Origin of the sequence: Streptomyces sp. MUSC 14 (assembly GCF_001866675.1) — a bacterium.
In the GTDB taxonomy this organism is placed as follows: Bacteria; Actinomycetota; Actinomycetes; order Streptomycetales; family Streptomycetaceae; genus Streptomyces.
In genome coordinates this window covers 77,887-96,794 of sequence record NZ_MLYN01000090.1, presented here as the reverse complement: position 1 = coordinate 96,794, position 18,908 = coordinate 77,887, and the positions used below count along the sequence as shown (strand labels likewise).

Annotated in this window: 13 protein-coding genes, 1 tRNA gene and 1 pseudogene; 6 read left to right on the top strand and 9 right to left on the bottom strand. The window is 70.0% G+C overall.

The window, feature by feature from the left end:
• Positions 1-16: 16 nt before the first annotated feature.
• Positions 17-316 carry an SDR family oxidoreductase gene (locus BIV25_RS48675; protein WP_079177260.1) on the top strand — a complete coding sequence of 100 codons (300 nt, stop codon included), beginning with the start codon at positions 17-19 and terminating at the stop codon, positions 314-316.
• A gap of 237 nt (positions 317-553) precedes the next feature.
• Here BIV25_RS48675 and BIV25_RS43320 read toward each other — a convergent pair whose 3' ends face one another.
• Positions 554-1,006, bottom strand: a complete 453-nt coding sequence (locus BIV25_RS43320) for a nuclear transport factor 2 family protein (protein WP_071378083.1) — start codon at positions 1,004-1,006, stop codon at positions 554-556.
• On the bottom strand, positions 1,003-1,851 hold the full coding sequence (locus BIV25_RS43315) for an NmrA family NAD(P)-binding protein (RefSeq protein WP_071378082.1): 849 nt from the start codon (positions 1,849-1,851) through the stop codon (positions 1,003-1,005). Before BIV25_RS43315 ends, BIV25_RS43320 begins: the two co-directional genes overlap by 4 nt.
• 111 nt (positions 1,852-1,962) lie before the next feature.
• Between BIV25_RS43315 and BIV25_RS43310 the strand changes: the two genes are divergently transcribed.
• Positions 1,963-2,901 (top strand): AraC family transcriptional regulator, encoded by a 939-nt coding sequence (locus BIV25_RS43310; RefSeq protein ID WP_071378081.1) that lies wholly within the window; start codon positions 1,963-1,965, stop codon positions 2,899-2,901.
• Between the two features lie 209 nt (positions 2,902-3,110).
• Here the strand turns inward: BIV25_RS43310 and BIV25_RS43305 are convergent.
• The 4 genes and pseudogenes from BIV25_RS43305 to BIV25_RS51825 all read right to left on the bottom strand — a co-directional run.
• A pseudogene (locus tag BIV25_RS43305) lies at positions 3,111-3,425 on the bottom strand (LysR family transcriptional regulator); the annotation flags it as partial.
• Positions 3,426-3,821: 396 nt separating this feature from the next.
• Complete coding sequence (locus tag BIV25_RS43300; protein ID WP_218158528.1) at positions 3,822-4,787, bottom strand: ABC transporter permease; 966 nt, start codon at positions 4,785-4,787, stop codon at positions 3,822-3,824.
• Between the two features lie 548 nt (positions 4,788-5,335).
• Positions 5,336-6,433 carry a PP2C family protein-serine/threonine phosphatase gene (locus BIV25_RS43295; RefSeq protein WP_071378078.1) on the bottom strand — a complete coding sequence of 366 codons (1,098 nt, stop codon included), beginning with the start codon at positions 6,431-6,433 and terminating at the stop codon, positions 5,336-5,338.
• 669 nt (positions 6,434-7,102) lie between these two features.
• Positions 7,103-7,197: transfer RNA gene (locus BIV25_RS51825), tRNA-OTHER, on the bottom strand.
• A 1,815-nt stretch (positions 7,198-9,012) separates the two neighbouring features.
• Between BIV25_RS51825 and BIV25_RS43285 the strand changes: the two genes are divergently transcribed.
• Positions 9,013-10,863 carry a SpoIIE family protein phosphatase gene (locus tag BIV25_RS43285; RefSeq protein WP_256257156.1) on the top strand — a complete coding sequence of 617 codons (1,851 nt, stop codon included), beginning with the start codon at positions 9,013-9,015 and terminating at the stop codon, positions 10,861-10,863.
• Positions 10,864-11,067: 204 nt separating this feature from the next.
• Here the strand turns inward: BIV25_RS43285 and BIV25_RS50640 are convergent, their stop codons facing one another.
• Positions 11,068-11,580, bottom strand: coding sequence for an APC family permease (locus BIV25_RS50640; RefSeq protein ID WP_143076809.1), 513 nt, complete (start codon positions 11,578-11,580; stop codon positions 11,068-11,070).
• 283 nt (positions 11,581-11,863) lie between these two features.
• Positions 11,864-12,205, bottom strand: a complete 342-nt coding sequence (locus BIV25_RS43275) for an isochorismatase family protein (protein ID WP_256257155.1) — start codon at positions 12,203-12,205, stop codon at positions 11,864-11,866.
• Positions 12,206-12,260: 55 nt separating this feature from the next.
• Between BIV25_RS43275 and BIV25_RS43270 the strand changes: the two genes are divergently transcribed.
• A complete protein-coding gene (locus BIV25_RS43270) occupies positions 12,261-12,773 on the top strand; it encodes a PadR family transcriptional regulator (protein ID WP_071378075.1) in 513 nt (170 codons plus the stop codon).
• Positions 12,774-13,400: 627 nt separating this feature from the next.
• Here BIV25_RS43270 and BIV25_RS43265 read toward each other — a convergent pair.
• Positions 13,401-14,459 (bottom strand): glycoside hydrolase family 19 protein, encoded by a 1,059-nt coding sequence (locus BIV25_RS43265; RefSeq protein WP_071378074.1) that lies wholly within the window; start codon positions 14,457-14,459, stop codon positions 13,401-13,403.
• Positions 14,460-14,989: 530 nt separating this feature from the next.
• Between BIV25_RS43265 and BIV25_RS43260 the strand changes: the two genes are divergently transcribed.
• Both BIV25_RS43260 and lanL read left to right on the top strand, forming a co-directional pair.
• Positions 14,990-16,111 (top strand): radical SAM protein, encoded by a 1,122-nt coding sequence (locus tag BIV25_RS43260; protein WP_371273141.1) that lies wholly within the window; start codon positions 14,990-14,992, stop codon positions 16,109-16,111.
• Position 16,112: 1 nt separating this feature from the next.
• On the top strand, positions 16,113-18,887 hold the full coding sequence (lanL, locus tag BIV25_RS43255) for a class IV lanthionine synthetase LanL (RefSeq protein ID WP_079177258.1): 2,775 nt from the start codon (positions 16,113-16,115) through the stop codon (positions 18,885-18,887).
• Positions 18,888-18,908 lie beyond the last annotated feature (21 nt).

Genomic DNA, 18,908 nt, shown 5'->3' with positions numbered 1-18,908 from the left:
GCCGCGTCGAGGATCGCTGTCTCGCGGAGTCGAGTACTCCTCCGCCGAACACGCCGTCCGCGGCCTGACCCGCACCGCCGCCAAGGAGTACGCGGCCCAGGGCGTACGCATCAACGAACTCCAGCCGGGTGTCATCGACACCGAGATGCCCCGGGCCAACCCGGACGGCATCCAGGAGGTCACCGACATCGGCATCCCCATGCGCCGCATCGGACGCGGCGAGGGGATCGCCACCGCCGTCGCCCTCCTGCTCTCCGACGACGCCTCCTACGTCACTGGCGCCCACCTCGCCGTCGACGGCGGCTTCCTCGCCTGACCAATACGACGGTCCGTTTCGAAGCCACCGTCCTGAGACGTCACCGACCCGCCGATGAACGAAACCGCGTGGCCGGCGCTCGGCCTGATGTGCACACCCGCCAGGTGCCGATGCCGCCTGCCACGGTCCTCGCGTGAGGCTGAGATCACGTGGGCGCGGGGCGAGCTCACGCGTTGAGCGCCTTCGCAGGGAGGCCGAGCGCCTGGGTGACGGCCACTTCGGTGGGCTCACTGGCCCTTACGGGTGACCGCCCTGTGGCCATCCCTGGGCGTTGAAGACGGCGATGGGGTCCAGGTAGTCGCGCCAGTGGGTCACCTTGCGGTCCTTGATGGTCACGACGGAGACGAAGTGGTTGTCGTAGGGTCGCCCTGTCGGGACCGACGTGCCGTGGACTTCGTACTCCAGGACGACCACCGAGGTCTCGGGGTCCCGGTGCACGCGGAGGTTGTCCGCACCGTGCAGCCTGACATAGTCGCCATAGTCCCTGTACAGGTCGATGATCCCCTGGCGTCCCTCGACCCGCCGGGGGTAGCCCGGCACGGTGATCACGTACTCGAAGACCACGTCCTCGGCCAGCAGGTCGTAGTAGTCCTCCCCGTCGACCAGGCCGTCCAGCCCCTCCTTGATGATGCGGAAGAACGGGCTGTTCGCCCCGACCAGGGGAGTGTCGTCGCTGACGGTCTTGCTCACTTCGCCTCCGAGGTCCAGGCGTGGGCGTCGCGCTCGGCGAAATCGCGGAAGGTGGTGGCCGGCCTGCCGGTGACCTTCTCGATATCACCGGTGGGCGTGGAGCCGCTACCGGTGATGATGGCGCCGGTGAGCCAGCGCATCATCACCGCGTAGTCGGCGGGGACGCCCGCGGCGAGCGCGCCGTCGATCCACGTCTCCTGATCGATGTCGCGGTAGGCGACGCGGCGGCCGCTCACGGCGGCGATGGTGTCGGCGACGGCACCGAAGGTGAGGGCCTGCGGACCGGTGAGCGAGTACGTGGCACCGGCGTGGGATTCGGGTTCCAGCAACGTCTCGGCCGCGACCGCCGCGATATCGGCTGCGTCGACGAAGGCTTCCGTGTTCCCGGCACTCGGGACGGTGATCATTCCATCGATGACCGGGAGATGGTCGTCGGCGAAGTTCTGCATCACCCACGAGGGGCGCAGGACCGAGTGCGTGACGCGGTGCCGGGAAGCCAGATCGGCCTCGACGGCCGCGATGCCGGTCTCCGGCGGGGCCTGGTCGGCGTTGTAGACGCTCAGGTAGGTGACGTGGCGCACGCCGGCCGCCTCGGCGAGGTCCAGAAACGCGCCGACCTGGTCGGTGTAGCGGACGCGCATCGTGGGCGTGACCAGATAGAGACGGTCGGCGCCCGCCAATGCGACCGCGTGGGTGGCCGGGTCGTCCCAGTCGAACCGGACGTCCGCTCCGCTACGCGCCGCGGTACGGGTGATGATTCCTCGCCGGGCGAGCAGGTCGGCCAGCAGCGAACCGGTCCGGCCGGTGCCGCCAAGGATGAGTGCGGTGGGGGCTTTGTTGTTCACAACTCCATGTTTGAGGTCCAGAGCGAGATATTCAATGCGTGATTCACTCGTCTTTTTACGCGAAACTCTCGCACCTTGACCCTGGGTGCTCGTGCTGGTCAAGCTGATGCCATGGACCTGCTGACCGACTACCTGGTGCGGGCGCGCGCCGCCGGTGCGGTGTTCGCGCGGACGGTCGCCGAACCGCCGTGGGGACTGCGGCTGGGTGGTTCGATACAGTTGTCGGTGCACACGGTTGTCCGCGGCCGGGGCTACCTCTGGCTGGAGACCCCTGGCAGCACGGTGGAGCTCATACCGGGAACTGTCACGCTGGTCCGTGGCGGTCCGGACCACTACATCGGGCACGAGCCGGGCGCCGAATGCCTGGAGCCGGAGGAGTTCCGGGCACGGCACGCCCTGATGGGCCCCGGGGACAACCCGCAGGCCACCGTGTTCCTGTGCGGCGCCTACCGGTTCTCCGGCGATGTCGGCAGCGGACTGCTCGACGCACTGCCCCAGGTCATGACCCTCGCGGCGGCCGACGACGACCCCCTGCGCGACGTGATCACTTTGCTCTCCCGCGAACTGGTCCGCAACGAACTCGCCCAGCAGATCGTCCTGGACCGCCTCCTGGACCTGCTCCTCGTCCTGGCCATCCGCAGCCACTTCCGCCGCAGCACGACCGCACCGCCCTGGTACCGCGCATCCTCGGACCCCCGCCTCGGCGCCGCGCTGCAAGCCATGCACGAGAACGCGGCCCACCCGTGGACGGTCCCCGAACTCGCCGCGATCAGCGGCCTGTCCCGAGCCGCCTTCGCCCGGACGTTCCGGGAGGTACTTGGTCAGGCCCCCATGCAGTATCTGACCGAATGGCGCATGACCCTCGCCCGCGACCACCTGCGTGCCGACGATCTCAGCCTGGCCCAGATCGCCGACACCGTCGGCTACGGCTCGCCCTTCGCATTCGCTGCAGCCTTCCGCCGACACCACGGAGAACCGCCCGGGACCTGGCGGCAGAGGGAACGAACGACCGCGAACGCACGACTGCTGACCACACACCCTGGCTCGTGAGCGGTGTCCGGCCCAGCTCGCCGGGCAGCAGGCGCCCGGCGTCCGGCCGCAGCCGCATGGGGGGCGCGGACTTTCGACAGCGGCACCGCGCTACGGCGACCGCTCCGCAGACCTCCGCCAGACGTCGTGGATCCGCCCGCCGAAGCCGGCTGTGCCCGGCGTCGCCGCAGTCCCTCGCCGACGATGCCGCTGGGCATGGGGTCTCGCCGTCAGGAGGGCGGCGGGAGCGCAGTGGTGGTGGCGAGTGTCTCGGCGGGCAGGACGGCTGCCACGCGGCTGACGGACGGCTCCGGCGGGTGGGGAAGGCGGGCCAGCAGCAGGCGCCGCTGTTCCTGGGGGCTGCCACGGACGGGCAGGATGCGCACCCCGGGCGGCGCGACGGGTGCGAGAGTGGCCGGCACGGTGGTCAGTCCGCAGCCGGCGGCGACGAGGTGGAGCTCGGCCGGCCAGTCGCGGGCGGTGAGGACGATCTCGGGCCGCTCGTCCAGGCCCGGCCATACGCCCATCAGCCGGTCCTCCCCAGCCTGGATGGAGAGGAGTCACGAGTCACGCAGGTCCGGCGTCGGCACGCCCCGTTCCCGAGGTCATCTCGGACCCTCATGAACAGTGAACCGGCCGCCATGAACAGTGAACCGGCCGCCATGAACAGTGAACCGGCCGCCGGGCCCCACCGGCTGGCGTGGCGTCAGAGCGTGAGCCGCACCCGCTGGCTCACGACAAACGGATTCTTGAGCGGGCTCCGCCCCGGCCCGCACCGTACGGCGTGCCCCCGGTCACCGTCGGCGTGCCGTCACGAACTCCGGCAGCCGAACGCCCCGGTCCGACCACAGCTCCGCCACCGGCGTGTACATGGGGACGCTCGGGTGTACGAGCGCGGTGAGGTCCGTGTGACTGTCGGCGGCTGCGATGCGGTGGCCCCCTCATTCGGCGCCGGGCGGGGAAGCCTGTGCGGTCACCCGGCTGGCGGGGTGGCGTGCACGCCATACAAGGAATACGGATGTGGCTGCCAGACACCACACGGCGAGCACCACGTAGGGTTCGACGTGCTGGTTGTGCGGGAAGTAGACGGCGTTGCGCTGGGCATTCACCGACGCGCCCGGAGGCAGGAACCGTCCCAGAAAGCCCAGGACCGGCGGAAGCAGCGGCCAGGCGACTGCGCCCCCGGACGAGGGGTTGCCGAGGATGACCAGCAGCAGCCACGTCGGCAGCAGTGCCCAGCGGCCGAGAAAGGTGTGGAACGCGGTGAAGATCATGCCCGCCGTGACCATGGTGAGTGTGCAGATCCCCCATGACTGGGCGAACGGCAGCCGTACCACGCCGAGCACCCAGTCGGCCATGACGCAGATCCACAGGCCGCCCAGCACGGAATAGCCGATGGTGGCGGCGATCCGCTCGACTGGGCGCAGGGCCTGGGCATGTACCCCCAGCTGGATGGCGCCGACGAAACCGAGGATGGTCGACCCCAGGGCGACGTAGAAGAGGGCGAGTCCCTGAGGGTCGGTGGCCGGAAGCGGTTTGACGTCCCTGACCCGGACGGGGATGCGAAGCGTCCGGCCCACCGCGGGGGCGCCCTGGCCGAGCACCCGGGCGACCGACGCGCCCGCCGCGCTCGCCACATCGACCTCCACCCCGGCCGGTCGGCGCTGCAGGATCGCGAACTCCCGCTGGGCGCCGACTGCGGCGAGCGCCCTGTCGTAGTCCGGGTATGGATGGAGGACGAGCGACGTACGGAGCGTGTCCTCAAGTGATGTGGTGAATCGCTCGCCCGGGACCGACTTTCCCGTCACTGCGACGGGGATGCGATGCGGTACGGGATTGGCCATGGCCCAGCAGTAGGCGCCGACGAAGAGCCCGGCCAGGGCCGCGATGACCAGCGAGATCACCACCGCCGGCACGAAACGCGACGACGTCAGTCGCGACCATCCGTCCTGACGGGACCGCGGAGGGGACGCCGCCGCAGACCGTCGCTCGTCCATGGCCGTGATGGTATGGAGGGCGGGCGGCGACAGTCGGCTGCCGCACCGGACGTGTCACCGGCATGCCGGAATACCAGGACGCAGACGAGCGCCGGGCCGACCCTGGTGCGGGGCGCGGAGGTGCACCGCGATGGCTGGCAAGCCCTGCCCCACGGTACCGACGAGGCACCGGTGTCGCCGGGTGCAAAGTGACCGTGCCCATCGACCTCCTCCCGCACCGATCGCTGTGACCGCCGGCTCTCGGCCTTCCGGCTCCATGCTGAGATCCAAGTCCTGGCATTCCTGGTCGTGTTCGCCACCGCGGCGGGCAAGAACATCATCGTGATCTTCACGCCGCGGGGTGAACCGGACGCCCCTCGAACGCTCCAGGCGCGTGACGTGATTGACAGTGCAGGGACATCCGAGCTGGGTGCCGCGCGGCGCCCACCAGGGCCGTGCGCCGACCGTGATCATCAGATTCATGGACCGACGGGTACTCCGGCGCACCGGGTGATCGCCAGGATCGCCATGTCGTCATCGCGTGGACCGCCGGTCCACTGCTCGACGTCCCGCACCAGGGCTTCAACCAGTTCGTCCGGATGCCGGAACGGGCCTCGCCCGCTGAGTCGCCTCATCGGTTCGTAGAAAGCCCCGGAGCGGTCTCGGGCCTCGGTCACCCCGTCGGTGACCAGCAGAAGCGTGCTGCCGATGGGGAAGGGCCAGTCCGTGGGGTCCGCCGGCGGTACGCCTAGACCGCTCATGCCCAGCGGGAGACTCGGCTCGCCCGGATCCAGCGAGAGCACGGTGTCGGCCTCGAAGAGACAGGGCGGGGGGTGGCCGCAGTTCAGCAACCGCACGCGGTCCGCCTCCGGTGTGATCTCGCCGAGCAGTGCCGTGACGAAACCCTCCATCCGGATGTCCTCGTCGCCCGACGCGGCTTCTCTGACCAATGCGTGTTCCAGACGTTCGGCCACCGCCGCGAGGTCGGGTGCCTGGTCCGCCGCCTCCCGGAAGGCGCCCAGCAGCACGGATACGGTGCCGACCGCGCCAAGGCCTTTGCCTCGCACGTCCGCGATCAGCAGCCTGGTGCCGTACGGCGTGGCCTGAACGGCGTACGCGTCACCGCCGATCAATGCCTCGATCTGCGCGGCGTGGTAGACGGCGGCGATGGCCAACGGGCCGACGCGTGCGGGCGGCGTGGGCAGCACCGCACGCTGGGCGGCTCCCGCGACGGAACGTACCGCTTCCAGGCGGCGCCCATGGCCGGCAACCACGCGGTTCACCCCTAGCCCGGCGAGAACGAGGATCAGCCCGTTGACCAGTTCGAGGGTGCCGTCGATGCGGCCGAGGTAGCGGTCCTTGGCCAGCAGCACCAGCTCGACCAGGAGGACGATCGCTCCGACCGCGATGGTGTGCCGTAGCGAGAGCAGGGCTGCGGCCGCCATGACAGCGGCGCCCAGCATGACATCGCCCCAGTAGTTGACCGGAGTCAGGGTGTTCCATACGGTCCCGATGGCGATCAGTGCGGACGGCAGGAACGGGACGTACCGGGGCCACTTCGTGGAGCGTGAGTCCATCCGCGCCTCGATTCCTCATCGACTGATATCTGCCCGAATGGTGACTTTATGTACTCTCTTTGTGGAGGGAGGGAAGCGCCTCGCCGTACCCGGACTTGATCAGTCCTTGATGGTCCAGTGGCTCGTCCCGGGAGGCGGCGGGCAGATGCTGTGACCGGAACGCCAGCACGGGCTGGGCGTTCAAACTGTCGGCTGCATTGGCTTGCCGCGCCAGCGAATGCGACACCGGGGCATCTGCCCACAGATGCGCCCATGAGCCGTGCCCCGTGAGCCGTGCCCCATGTGCGCCGCGGGCAGGCCCGCCGCCTTGCCGGGGAAGACATCGTTGGCAGGGTGGCCACCGATGTGCGGCATCGCGCCGCCACCAGCCTGCGACGCCTCCAACGCACGGTCGAAGAAGGTACGTTGAGGATTCGCCGCGCTCCGCTCGCCGGAGATGACGACAAGGTTCGCGGGAACATTCAGGCCACGCGGAAGTTCGCACTGTCGAGTCCCTGCGCCATGACCGCCCCGACGAGTACGGACAGAGTGCGCCAGGGAACGCCCACCCAGTCCGCCCGCGAGGCCCAGTAGCGGCCGTCTGGGGTGACGGTCTCGCTGGCATCGGACGCGATGGTCCCGATTTTCCTTCACGCCAGGGGAGGTCGTCGCTGAATGGTGGCACTGTTGCGGAGAGGGCAGGATTCGAACCTGCGTGGACCTGGTGTGGGTCCGACTTCGGGCTGCTGCCCTGGTCCCCGATGAGCCGCTCCGGGCACCTCTCCTCGTTCCCGGCGTCCGTGGTGCTCTGCGGTGCCGTTCACGAGTACTACGGTGCCAGGACGGGCTGACGTGCCTCTGACGTGCTGCTGATGGAGAGTTCGCGGTTGGTATGCCCTGGGTTCAATGGGGTCGGGTCGCTGACGCATTGACTACACGTCGGCCTTCCAGGCCCGTTATGTGCGTCGTATCCATGCCGCCTCCCGCGGCACCGCAGAACTGCTGATGCAACGAGCCTGCCTGCAGGGCCTGCTCGGCAGCCGTCGCACCCGCCGCATACGGCAAACCTCCTCGGCCGTCGACCTGGTGCAACGCGACTTCACCCGGCGCGCCCGCGACCGGCTGTGGGTCACCGACATCAGCGAACACCCCACGATGAAAGGCAAGGCGTACCGCGCGGTGGTCCTCGACACCTTCTCCCTGGGGTGGTCGGCTGGTCCCTCGACTCCTCGCCCACCGCGCCCATGCCCACCGACGCGCTGGGCATGGCCATCGGCAGCCGTCGTCCGCGGCCGGGCGGCACGATCATCCACTCCGGCCACGGGGTCCAGTTCAGCTCCTGGTCCCTCGCCGAGCGCACCCGGGCCACCGGCCTGCTGCCCTCCGTTGAGGATGTCGCGGTTGACCGGCCGCTCCAGCCCGGCACGGATGTTGCAGGGACTCGGGCGCCGGGGTGGCGTCCTCGGCTGTCGGCTCCAGCGCGGTCGCGCGAGCGATCTGAAGGCGCTCCAGGGTGAGCTCGGCGGCGACAGACCGGCAGCCAAGGCGACCAGGGCGAGCGCCGAGATCTTCCGAACGGACATCATTTCTCGGTGGATGCGTTCTTCTCCCGCCGGGCGGGCCCTCTGGCTGTCCAGACGGAACCGTAGTCAGACCCGTGGCAAGGCAGCGGTCGTCAGGCCACGCCTGTGACATGGATGGCGTGCACATACTCGCCATGCGCTGTTCCCGACCGGGAAAGAGGTCTGCCGGACAGGTCCTTGGGACGCGAGGTGCCGGGCGTGCCTGAGCGGCCAGTGCGGGCACCCGCCGGGGGCATCCTGTGGCCTCGGCAAGGAGGGGGCGCTGAGATCTGCGCTGTCACTGGCGCCGGCTGCGACTGACTCCGCCAGTGCTGCTGCATGAGGAGTTCCGCGGTGCGGTTCCAGTCGCACGGTCCGCCACCCGGCCACCCGACCTGCTCGGGGCTGTGGACAGCTCCGTTGGGCGGTCCCGTGCGGAGGCCCTGGGACAGGCTTCCCCGCCCGCACCGGCCGTTGCGTGGCGGCCACGTCACCACTTGCAGGTCATCCGTCGCGCAGTGCTTCGAGTTCCGCCCGGGCGGGGGTGAAGGGCGACGTGCGGATGGCCACATCGCCCTGCGGCTTGCGCTCGACGGCCTATAGCGTCGGCCTACCGTCCTCGCCAAGAGGGTCGAATTCGGGGATATGAGAGTTTGGCAGGGTATTATTTCGATTTGCCTGACTTGCCGAGCTGTCCGTCACTGAAAGCGTAGCTCCGTGAGCTAGGAGTGAACGGGAGGCGAATTGGTACCTGCGACAGCCAGAACCGGGAGTCACCCTCAGTCGTCAGGGCTGAGCTTTCCGGCCGCCTCGTACAAGGTGCTGCGGGGCGCGGAGTCGTTGACGCTGGCTCTCAAGGCCGCCGAGTGCCTGGACGGCCGGGGCGCGTTCCTGCACCGGTGGGATGCTGCCGCTCGCCGACTACGCCTGGTCGCGGCCAGCGGGGCGGTTTCGGAGTGCGCTGAGGCGTGGGCGGATCTGTCCGATGGGCAGGAGGTGGCGCCCGTACGCGCCATGCGGTGCGGTGACTATGTCTGGGTGGCTGGGGACAGTCTGGGCATGGAGGCGGCCGGCACGGCCGCGGTGCCCCTGCTCGGTGCCGATGGGCCGATTGGCGTGCTGTCCGTGATCACGGCGGGGCCCGGCGAGCCGGACGAGGTGCAGCGGTCCTTCCTGTGTTCGGTTGCCGGATGGGCCGCTGCGCGTCTGGAGGACTTGCCCCAGCCGCCACCTGCCTGTCGTTCGGTGGCGGGCTCCGAGCGGACGGTTCGGATGGGCAAGCTGACCGGGGCGCTGGCGGAGGCGGTCACCTCCCGGGAGGTTGTGCAGGCCGTCGCGTCGCACGTTCTGCCCCCGTTCGGTGCCGACGGGCTCATTGTCTGGGTGTTCGAAAGCGGCCGACAGCATGTGGTCGACTCCCGCGGATACACACAGGAATTCCTCGGCCTGCTCGACGGGCTGGCGGTCACCGACTATCCCGTGGCCGCCGACGTGTTCGGGGCGTGTACTCCCCGGTTCATCGAATCGGCCGCAGAGTATTGCCGACGCTATCCCACGCTGGGGCACATACCGGCTGCGGCCCGGAAGAACGCGTGGGCGTTCCTGCCCATGATCGCCTCCGGGCACGCCATCGGCATGTGCCTGGTGTCCTTCACCCGGCAGCGCTCCTTCACCGACGAGGAGTGCACGTTGCTGACCGCCTTGAGCGGTCTGGTCGGCCAGTCGCTGGAGCGGGCCCGGCTGTACGACGTGGAACACGCCCGGGCCCAGGGGCTGCAACGCAGCCTGCTGCCCCGGACACTGCCCCGCTTGCCTGCCGCCTGCGCCGCGGCACGCTATCTGCCTGCGGGCAGGGGCGAGCAGGTCGGTGGCGACTGGTACGACGTGATCCCGCTCTCCGCCGACAGGGTCGCCATGGTGATCGGCGACGTCATGGGACACGGAATCCCCGAAGCGGCCACCATGGGCCAGCTGCGCACCGCGGTGCGCACCCTCGCCGACCTGGACATTCCTCCTGACGAGCTACTCAGCCGTCTCAACGACCTGGTGAGCGACCTGGGCGAGGACTGCTACGCCACCTGCCTGTACGCCGTCTTCGACCCGATCAGCCGGATATGCTCGTTCTCTCTGGCCGGGCATGTCCCGCCGGTCATCGTCCATCCCGACGGCACCGTCCACAGGCCCGATCTGGCAGCCGACCCGCCGCTGGGGGCCGCCGAGCCACCGTTCGAAACGCACCAGATACTCCTGCCTGAAGAGAGCCTGCTGGTTTTGTGCACCGACGGACTCGTCGAATCCTCCACCCAGTTCGTCGACCAAGGACTGGCCCGACTGCACCAGGTGCTCACCCAGCACGCGGCGCCCGCGTTCACGGCACCGGACGAGGACGACACCGTCCGGCGCCTGGACAACCTGTGTGAAACAGTGGTCGCGGCCCTGCTGCCTGATCATGGCAGCACGAACGACGACGCAGCATTGCTGATCGCCCACACACAGGGGGCCGACGCAGGCGATGTAGCCTCCTGGACCCTCCCGGAGGATCCCCGCGCAGCCGGACAGGCCCGCACGCACGTCCGCGACCAACTGGCCGCCTGGGGACTGGACGAGCTGGCGATCACCACCGAGCTGCTGGCCAGCGAGCTGGTCGGCAACGTGATCCGGCACGCCAAGGGCCCCATCCGCCTGCGCCTGCTACGCAGCCGATCGTTGACCTGCGAGGTCTACGACGGCAGCCCCAGCACCCCCCGTATCCGCCACGCCGCGCACACCGACGAGGGCGGCCGCGGCCTGCAACTCGTCGCCGCCCTTTCCAAACGCTGGGGCGCCCGCTACCTGCACGACGGCAAATGCATCTGGACCGAACAGGACATCCCTCGCCGCGCCGCGTGACGGTGCCCCTGCCGAAAACCTCGTCCGCCCTGCTCAGGCCGCATGTTTGTACTCGCGTAGGAGGCTGCCGAGCCGGTGCGATCCGGCCCATCGAGAGCGCGGTGATCGCGGCCAGCATCACCGGCGCGGTCCAGCCGACGGGCAGCCCGCCGGGTACCAGCCCGGACAGACAGGTCGGGGCGGCGGTGAACACCGAAGCCGTGGTCACCAGTCCGAGTATGAGGAACGGCACGGGTCGTCAGCCCGCCCCAACACCGGTTCCAGCGCCCGGTGCACGATGGTGCAGGCACCGCCTGCGGACGGGAAGAGCGAAACGGTCTCGGCGTAGCACACCGCCATGGCCGGCACGATCACCGCGGCGATGAGGAAGGCGTAGACCACACCGCTGCCGGCCGAGGCGAGCCCGGTGCCGTAGACGAGGAAGACCGAGGTCGTCGGAGAGATCGCCGAAACCGCGATCACCAGCACGTGCAGCGGCCGCAGCGCCGAGGCCTCCAGCCCGGCGGGGGCATGTTTCCCGGCAGGCGGTCGCCGTCCCGTCCCCGGTCGCGCCGCCTCCCTGGGCTGTGCGCGGGTCGTATCGCGGACGATGTGTCGCTCACGCAGAAGGACCTCACGACCAGTGTGTTCGGTCTTTCTGGCGCTGCCTCGCCTCCGAGCAGTCACGAGCGTGACGGGTTCCTGCCCAGGAAGGCCCTCGGCGGAGCCCAGGTGCATGCGTCCGGCCGTTCGGAGACACCTGAGAGGCGGTGGCCGAGGCGTGCGCGGGCATCGGCTGGATGTACCAGCGGCTCGCCCCGTTCGACGACGTATTGGCCGCGAAGCTGAAGTGGCCGGCCGGCTACCGGCCCCTCAACGCCCGCCGCCCCGATCTGCCGCCCGCCGTCCTCGATGCGTATCGGCGGCCGCTGGTGACAAGCGGTGGCTCTGGCCGGGCAGGAGGTTCGCCGCGTCGGTCAGGAAGGCGGGGCGAAGTCCCGCTGACCTGGAATCCGTTCGCCTACGAGGGCTTCCGTGCTGTGGGGACCGAGGTACCCCAGGCGGCGCCTCGGCGGGGACTGTTCGAGGCGTGCGGCCGGTTCAGTCCGAGATGGGTGTCGTCGAAGATGGCCCACAGTACCGGGACGGAGGCGGCCCGGCATTCTTCGACCAGTTGCCGGAGCCGGGGCGCCATCCGGGTGGCAGCGGGTACCCAGTAGGGGCTCCAGCCAGGCCGGACGAACTCATCCTGCATGTCGATGACCAGCAGCGCCGCTCGTTCCGGCCGTACGGCGAACCACGCCCGGCCGTGCTCGTATGCATGGCGAGCCCGCGCGGTCACCCATTCCTCGGTGTACGCCATCCCTGCCCCCTATATCGGTTCGAGGTACCTCGTTTCGATGTGCGAGAGGAGCAGCATGCTCGAACTCGCGATCCTGGGATTCCTGGCCGAGGAGCCGCTGCACGGCTGTCAACTGCGCCATCGGATGGCTCATTTGACCGGCCGTGCCCGGCCGGTCAGCGACGGCGGCCTCTACCCGGCGATCAGTCGGCTGGTCGGCGCCGGGCTGCTCGTCCGGCGGAGCGAACCGGGTGCCGAGGCCGCTCAGCGGCACACCCTGAGCCTGACCGACGCCGGCCGGTGCGAGCTGCTGCGCCTCCTGTGGGGGGCCAACGGGCTGGACATCAGCGACAGCACCCGGTACTTCATGGTCCTGACCTTCCTCTCCTACCTGCCCGACACCGCTGATCAGCACGAAGTACTGCGTCGGCGGCTGGAATTCCTGGAACGACCCGCGAGCTTCTTCCACGAGGGTGACCGCCCACTGGGTGCCGACGACACCGACGACCTCTGCCGGTGCGGCATGCTCACCATCGCCCGCGCCACCAGCCGCGCGGAACGGTCATGGCTTCGGGAGGTGTTGGCCTGACTCCGCGCCGGCAGGTATCTCGCCCGTTCCGAACCCGGACGTCTCTTCTTCCCGAGAGACCGTGTGCGGGCTTTTCCGCCTCGTCGGGTGCCGGTCAGGGAGCGGGACATGTTGGCGTAGGCCCCCTGCGGGCGGGCGCCCTCCCGCGCGACGATCTGCCGTTCCCGCTTGATCCGGCGGGCGGCGGGTCGTCGGGGAGCGTAGACCGAGGCCATCGAGCCGTCGACGCCGAGATCAAGCTCCTCGGCACCGCCCACAACCTCAGCAAACTCGTCACCAGCTGCACACGAGTCCGCTCGTGACTCCGGGCCGGGCGAAGTCCCGGGAGACCCTCCGAAGGTCGCTGCGAGCTGCACGGAACTCCCGACCGCAACGTGGGCGGGCCCGTACTCTTCGGGGCACGCTGACCGCAGGGCGGGTGACGCCGGCGGGCTCACAAGTGCGCGAAGCTCGTGGCAGAGAAGGTTGTTCGTGTCTGACAACCCGTCTGCCAGGAGCTTCGCCGTTCTGATATGCCAACCCGCCGGCTTCATCAGCAGGTTGGAAATCCTCATTGCTTCGGTGCTGGGGAGGCGGCTGTTCGGTTGGTGAGAAGCGTCGATGGTCGGACGACCCAATGGGCGGCGGTCAGCAGGTGAGGTTGGAGCCTGCGGGGACGCCGAGGACGGAGGTGAAGGAGAGGTAGTCGTTGACGCGGTCCTGCATCTCGGCGGTGTTGCCGCCGTTGCACTCGATGCTGCCGTTGATGCTGCGGATGGTCTCGCCGAAGCCCGCGCCGTTGACCATGGCGTTGTGTCCGGTCATCGTGCCGGGGCCGGTCTGGGTGTTCCAGTACCACAGGCCGGTCTTCCAGGAGATCGCTGAGTCGGAGGCGACCAGGCCGGGGTTGTCCAGCAGGTCGACGCCGAGGGCGTCGCCGGCGGCCTTGTAGTTGAAGTTCCAGCTGAGCTGCATCGGGCCGCGTCCGTAGTAGGCGTAGGTGCCGGCGGGGCAGCCGTAGGGCTCGCTCGCGCAGTAGTTCCCGGACTGGTCGACCTCGTTGATGTAGACGAGGCCGCTGGTCTCGTGGTCGACGTTGGCCAGGAATGCCGCCGCCTCCTGCTTCTGCACGGTGGTGCTGCCGGTGGTGGCGAAGCCGGGGTAGGCGCTGAGCGCGGTCACCAGGCCGCTGTAGGTGTAGAAGGGGTTCCGGTTCGGGAACATCTGGTTGAACTGGGTTTCGCTGACCACGAATCCGCCGGTGCCCCCGCCCGTGCCTCCTGCACCGGAGCCTCCGGTGCAGGTGTAGGGGGACCAGTACCAGGTGCTGATGGTGGGGTCGTATCCGGGGTTGTCGTGGGTGGCGATGTAGTACTGGCCATTGGGGGTGTACTGCACGATGGCGCCGGTCGTATAGGACTGTCCGGCCGCCCAGGCGGGGTAGTTGCAGCTGCCGCCCGTGCTTCCTCCGCCGGAGCCGCCGCAGGCTCCTTGGTCGGCCCAGACCGCGGCGGCACCGGGCGTCTCGCCCTGTGTCCACCACTTGGCCTGCCAGTTGTCGCCGTTGTAGGAGGCGGTCATGCCGCCGGTGTAGACCGCGCCGGAGCTCCAGGCCGCGGCGCAGTCCGCCGCCGCCGCGGGGCTCGCGGTGCCGAGGACGGTGAACGCGCCGAGGAGGCCGGCCAGGACGGCCAGCAGTGCTGTCATGCGTCTGCCGTACGTGGGTGTGCGAGGCCCGCTGGGCATGGTTGTGCTCATGCGCCACTCCCGAGGTGGGGGGTGAATGGTGACCCCAGCAGCAAAGCGCGATTGGTCCAGACCAGTCAAGGGTCAGGTAAGGACTTTTGTCAGGGCGTGAGCAATGGTCACTTCCCTTGCCTCGCGGCTGGTCCGCGGACGGCTCGCGGACGGCACGTCCGGCAGACGCGGCCGTCCGGCCAGGTGCCGGCCGTCGGACGGCCTCGGAGGATCCGTCGACGCGGATACGGCCGAGCAGGCGCAGCTGGTCGGCGGCCAGATCGCCGTCCGGGACGGGAGCGGCTCGCCGTCCGGGGGGGCGGGGGGCACCCGGCGGGATCCAGTGTCGTCCGATCCGATGAGGTGGCATCGCGCGGTGTGCGCTGGGCAGTGGCCCGCGTTGCCGGCCGGGCGGGAGCGCTCTGCATCCGCGGCCTCCTGTGGGCGGCAGCCCGTGACCGCAAGGCGGGACTAAGGCCACCGACAGAGCTCCGGCCAGGATGGTTGCCAGGGCAGGAACGGGACGGCCGGAGGCGGCGATGGGGCGAACAGCTCAGAGCGGTGATGGTCCCAGGGATGTCATCTGGGACATCACCTATGCGTGCCCGCTGCGGTGTACGCACTGCTATTCCGAGTCGGGCCGGCGCCCTGCTCGGCAGGCGGACAGGGACCGGATGCTGCGGATCACCGATGCGATCGCGGCGCTGGGCCCGGGTGTGGTGTCGCTGGGCGGGGGTGAACCGCTGGCGGTGCCGTGGCTGGACGAGGTCGCCCGACGGCTCACCGACGGAGGTGCCAAGGTGGTCCTCTACACGGGGGGTTGGTCGGTCACCCGGGCGACGGTGGAGCGGCTCGCGGAGGTGTGCCATCGCTTCGTGGTCAGTCTCGACGGGCCGGATGCGCAGGTGCACGACCGGATCCGGGGCCGGGCGGGATCGTTCGACCGGGCCCTGCGCGCGCTCGGGCTGCTGGACGAGGTCTCCCGTGAGCGCCGTCAACAAGGTCTGAAACCCCTGCAGTTCGGAACCGACTGTGTTGTGGTGCGCAGCAACGCGGACCGGCTCGAGGAGTTCTGCACCCGGATCGCGCCGCGCTTTCCGGAGCTGCGCATCCTGTCCTTCCAGGCGGTGATTCCCGCCGGACTCGCCAGCCGCCCGGGGTTTGTGAAGCGGGAGCTGCCGGATGACGAGCAGGTGCGCCGACTCGGCAGTGAGGAGGAACGGGCGCGGCTTGCCGCTCTTGCGCCGCCGGGTGTCTTGGTGCTCACCTCGGACAACCTGGAGCTGCGGATGGCTCCGGACCAGGTGGCGCGCGGGCTGGGTTTCCAGGTCATCCAGGTGGAGCCGGACGGGCGGGTGCGGGCCATGCCCGTGTACGAGGGGACGGTGGGCAGCCTTCTCGACGAGCCGGTGGACGTGCTGTGGCGGCGGGTGCTGGAGAGGTGGGACGACCCGTTCGTGGCCCGCACGCTGTCCGCGGTGCGCACCATGGCCGACTGGGCCGAGGCGGTACGTCTCATGGACCACCGTTTCGGGACGGACGCCGACCGAGCCCGGTTCGCGCGCCGCCCCGATCTGCCTGATCTGCCCGTCGCGCCGGTCGACATGAACGGAGGCCGTTGACATGGAGTCCGACACGATGCTGTGCGACATCGTCACGGCCGTGCTCTCGCGCGCCGGGGCCGACGGGGCAGGGTCTGTGGGCGGTTGGCGTGTGCGGGCCGGTGACTTCTGGTGTTATGTCTCTCCACCGCGTGAGGCGCAGCAGGCGCAGGGCTGGAAGCTGCACGTTTCGGCGACTCCCTTGTCGGCTCCTTTGGTGCTGTTCCGTGCGGCTGAGGTCCTGGTGCGGCGAGGCTGCCGGTTCAAGTTCGCCGGGACCGTCGACCGAGTGGGCGAGCTGGTGTCACGGCACTACGAACGCGGCGGAGGAGGGAAGTTCCTCACCGTCTACCCGGAAGGGGACGAGGACTGGCTGCGGGATCTGGCCGGTGAGCTGCACCGGGCGACCCTGGGCCTGCCCGGGCCCGGCATTCTGTCCGACCGAGCGTGTTTCCCGCACAGCCTGGTGCACTACCGCTACGGGGTCTTCAGCGGGGTGAGCGCGCTGAACGGCGACGGGATGCGTGCCGCGATGCTCATCGCCCCGGACGGGGCGCTGGTGGATGACAGCCGCCGGGCGTGGTTCGCGCCGCCGCCGTGGGTTTCGCGCGATCCGTTCGCGCCCGGCCGGTCCTGTGAACCGCCCACGCCTGCACCGGTGTTGCTGCACGGACGATTCCTGGTCAGGAGTGTGATCCGGCATACCTTCGCGGGCGGGGTCTACCGGGCGGTCGACCACAGCACCGGTGAGACGGTCATCGTCAAACAGGCGCGTCGTCATACGGCGGCCACGACGGCCGGGGGCGACGCACACAGTCTGCGGCGCCATGAGGCGGCGATGCTGGACGAATTCGCCGGGAGCGGTTTCACCGCGCGCCCGGTCGCTGTGTTCGAGCAGCAGGGTGATCTGTTCCTGGTCCAGGAGGCCATCGTGGGTGCCACGCTGCGCCGTTGGGTGCTGGACCACATGGTGTTCGACGACGGTGGCTCGTGGGGGCCCGACCCGGACGAGACGGTGGCCGTGGCCAGCCGTCTGACGGAGCTCATGCGGGCGGTGCACCACAAGGGATGGGTGCTGCGGGACTTCAATCCGAACAACGTGATGGTGGCCGGTGAGGGCACCTTGCGGCTGATCGACCTGGAGACGCTCGCCCGTCCCGGGGAGCCCGTCCAGCGTGTCCACACGCCCGGCTACGCGGCGGCCGAGCAGGTGAACGCGGAGCGCATCAGTGCCGCGCCCCGAACCGAGTCCGATCTGTACAGTCTCGGCGCGACCCTGTTCTATCTGGCGACCGGTGTCGATCCGCTCCTGGCTTCCGGCGACGGCGGGGCCGGTGCGCAAAGGGAACGGCTGGTCTCCTGGCTGGGGCGGCTGTCGGCCGACAACCCGGCCGCACGCCGGCTCGCGCCGCTCGTACGGGCGTTGCTCGACGACGATCCCGCAGCCCGGCCGGCCCTGGACGAAGTGCTGAACCGGCTGCAAAGGGCTCAGGCCGGACCGGCACGCTCCCGTCCGGCCCCGGCGTCCCGGCGTATCGGGGAGGGTGAACTCAAGCAGCTCGTCACGGACGGTCTTGACCACCTCATCGCCACGATGGCTCCGGAACGCTCCGACCGGCTGTGGCCGTCCGGCCCGGTCGGGGCTGTGGCGGACCCGTTCAACGTCCAGCACGGCGCCGCCGGGGTGCTCGGTGTACTGGTCCGGGTCCACCAGCTCGAACCGCAGCCCGCGGTGCGCGCGGCGGTGCGGGGCGCCGCGCACTGGATCAGCGGGCGGGTGGGCCGTGAGCCCCGGTGCCTGCCGGGGCTGTACTACGGGCGGTCGGGCACCGCCTGGGCGCTGCTGGACGCGGCCGGGCTGCTGGAGGACTCCGCGCTGCTGGACCATGCAAAGGCGCTGGCGGCCGGGGTGCCGGTGGAGGGGCCGGTGCCCGATGTCTGCCATGGTGTGGCCGGGGCCGGGCTGACCCAGCTGCGGTTCTGGGAGGCCACCGGGGAGCAGCGGTTCCTGGACCGGGCGCAGCAGGCGGCCGAGGCGCTGACCGACATGGCGGTGCGCAGGGACGGTCTGCTGCTGTGGCCGATTCCCATGGAGGTGCCGGCGGCCTCCGGCGACCTCGCCCATTACGGGTTCGCGCACGGTGTGGCGGGGGTGGGTGCATTTCTCCTGGCGGCCGCACGGGCCACCGGCACGGCCGCGCACGCCGAACTCGCCGTCGAGGCCGCCAGGACGCTCCTCGCCGTCGCCGAGGTGGAGGAGGAGGGCGCGTACTGGCGGACCGGGGAGCCGGGCAGCCCGCGCAAGACGCACTGGTGCAGCGGCTCCTCGGGGGCGGGCACGTTTCTGCTGCGCGCTTGGCAGGAGACCGGCGAGGAGGAGCTGCTGGGGGCGGCCCGGCAGGCGGCCGTGGCCGTACGCCGTACCCGCTGGCACGAAGGGCCCACCCAGTGCCACGGTCTCGCCGGGGACGGCGAGTTCCTGCTCGATCTCGCCCAGGCCACCGGCCAGGACAGGTACCGGGACTGGGCCGCGGAACTCGCGCTGGGCATCCATGCCCGCCATGTCGTGCGGGACGGGCGCATGGTCGTCCCCGACGACACCGGCACGGCCGTGTGGGCCGACTTCAACACCGGGCTCTCCGGAGCGGTCGCCTTCTTGTCGCGGCTCGCGCACGGCGGCCCGCGGATGTGGCTGCCGCACTCGCTGACGGCGGCGAAACCCGAAGGCCGTGGTGAGGCCTGCGGTGAGGACTCCGGTGCGCGGGTGGCGCATGCCACCCCCGGTACCGGCCGATGATGCGCGATGACGAAAGGAGGT

Bases quoted from the DNA above. Each gene is read 5' to 3' on its own strand.
- BIV25_RS43310 (WP_071378081.1), top strand. From the start codon at position 1,963: ATGGACCTGCTGACCGACTACCTGGTGCGGGCGCGCGCCGCCGGTGCG.
- BIV25_RS43295 (WP_071378078.1), bottom strand. From the start codon at position 6,433: ATGGACTCACGCTCCACGAAGTGGCCCCGGTACGTCCCGTTCCTGCCG.
- BIV25_RS50640 (WP_143076809.1), bottom strand. From the start codon at position 11,580: ATGCACCTGGGCTCCGCCGAGGGCCTTCCTGGGCAGGAACCCGTCACG.
- BIV25_RS43275 (WP_256257155.1), bottom strand. From the start codon at position 12,205: ATGGCGTACACCGAGGAATGGGTGACCGCGCGGGCTCGCCATGCATAC.
- BIV25_RS43270 (WP_071378075.1), top strand. From the start codon at position 12,261: ATGCTCGAACTCGCGATCCTGGGATTCCTGGCCGAGGAGCCGCTGCAC.
- BIV25_RS43265 (WP_071378074.1), bottom strand. From the start codon at position 14,459: ATGACAGCACTGCTGGCCGTCCTGGCCGGCCTCCTCGGCGCGTTCACC.
- BIV25_RS43260 (WP_371273141.1), top strand. From the start codon at position 14,990: ATGGTTGCCAGGGCAGGAACGGGACGGCCGGAGGCGGCGATGGGGCGA.
- lanL (WP_079177258.1), top strand. From the start codon at position 16,113: ATGGAGTCCGACACGATGCTGTGCGACATCGTCACGGCCGTGCTCTCG.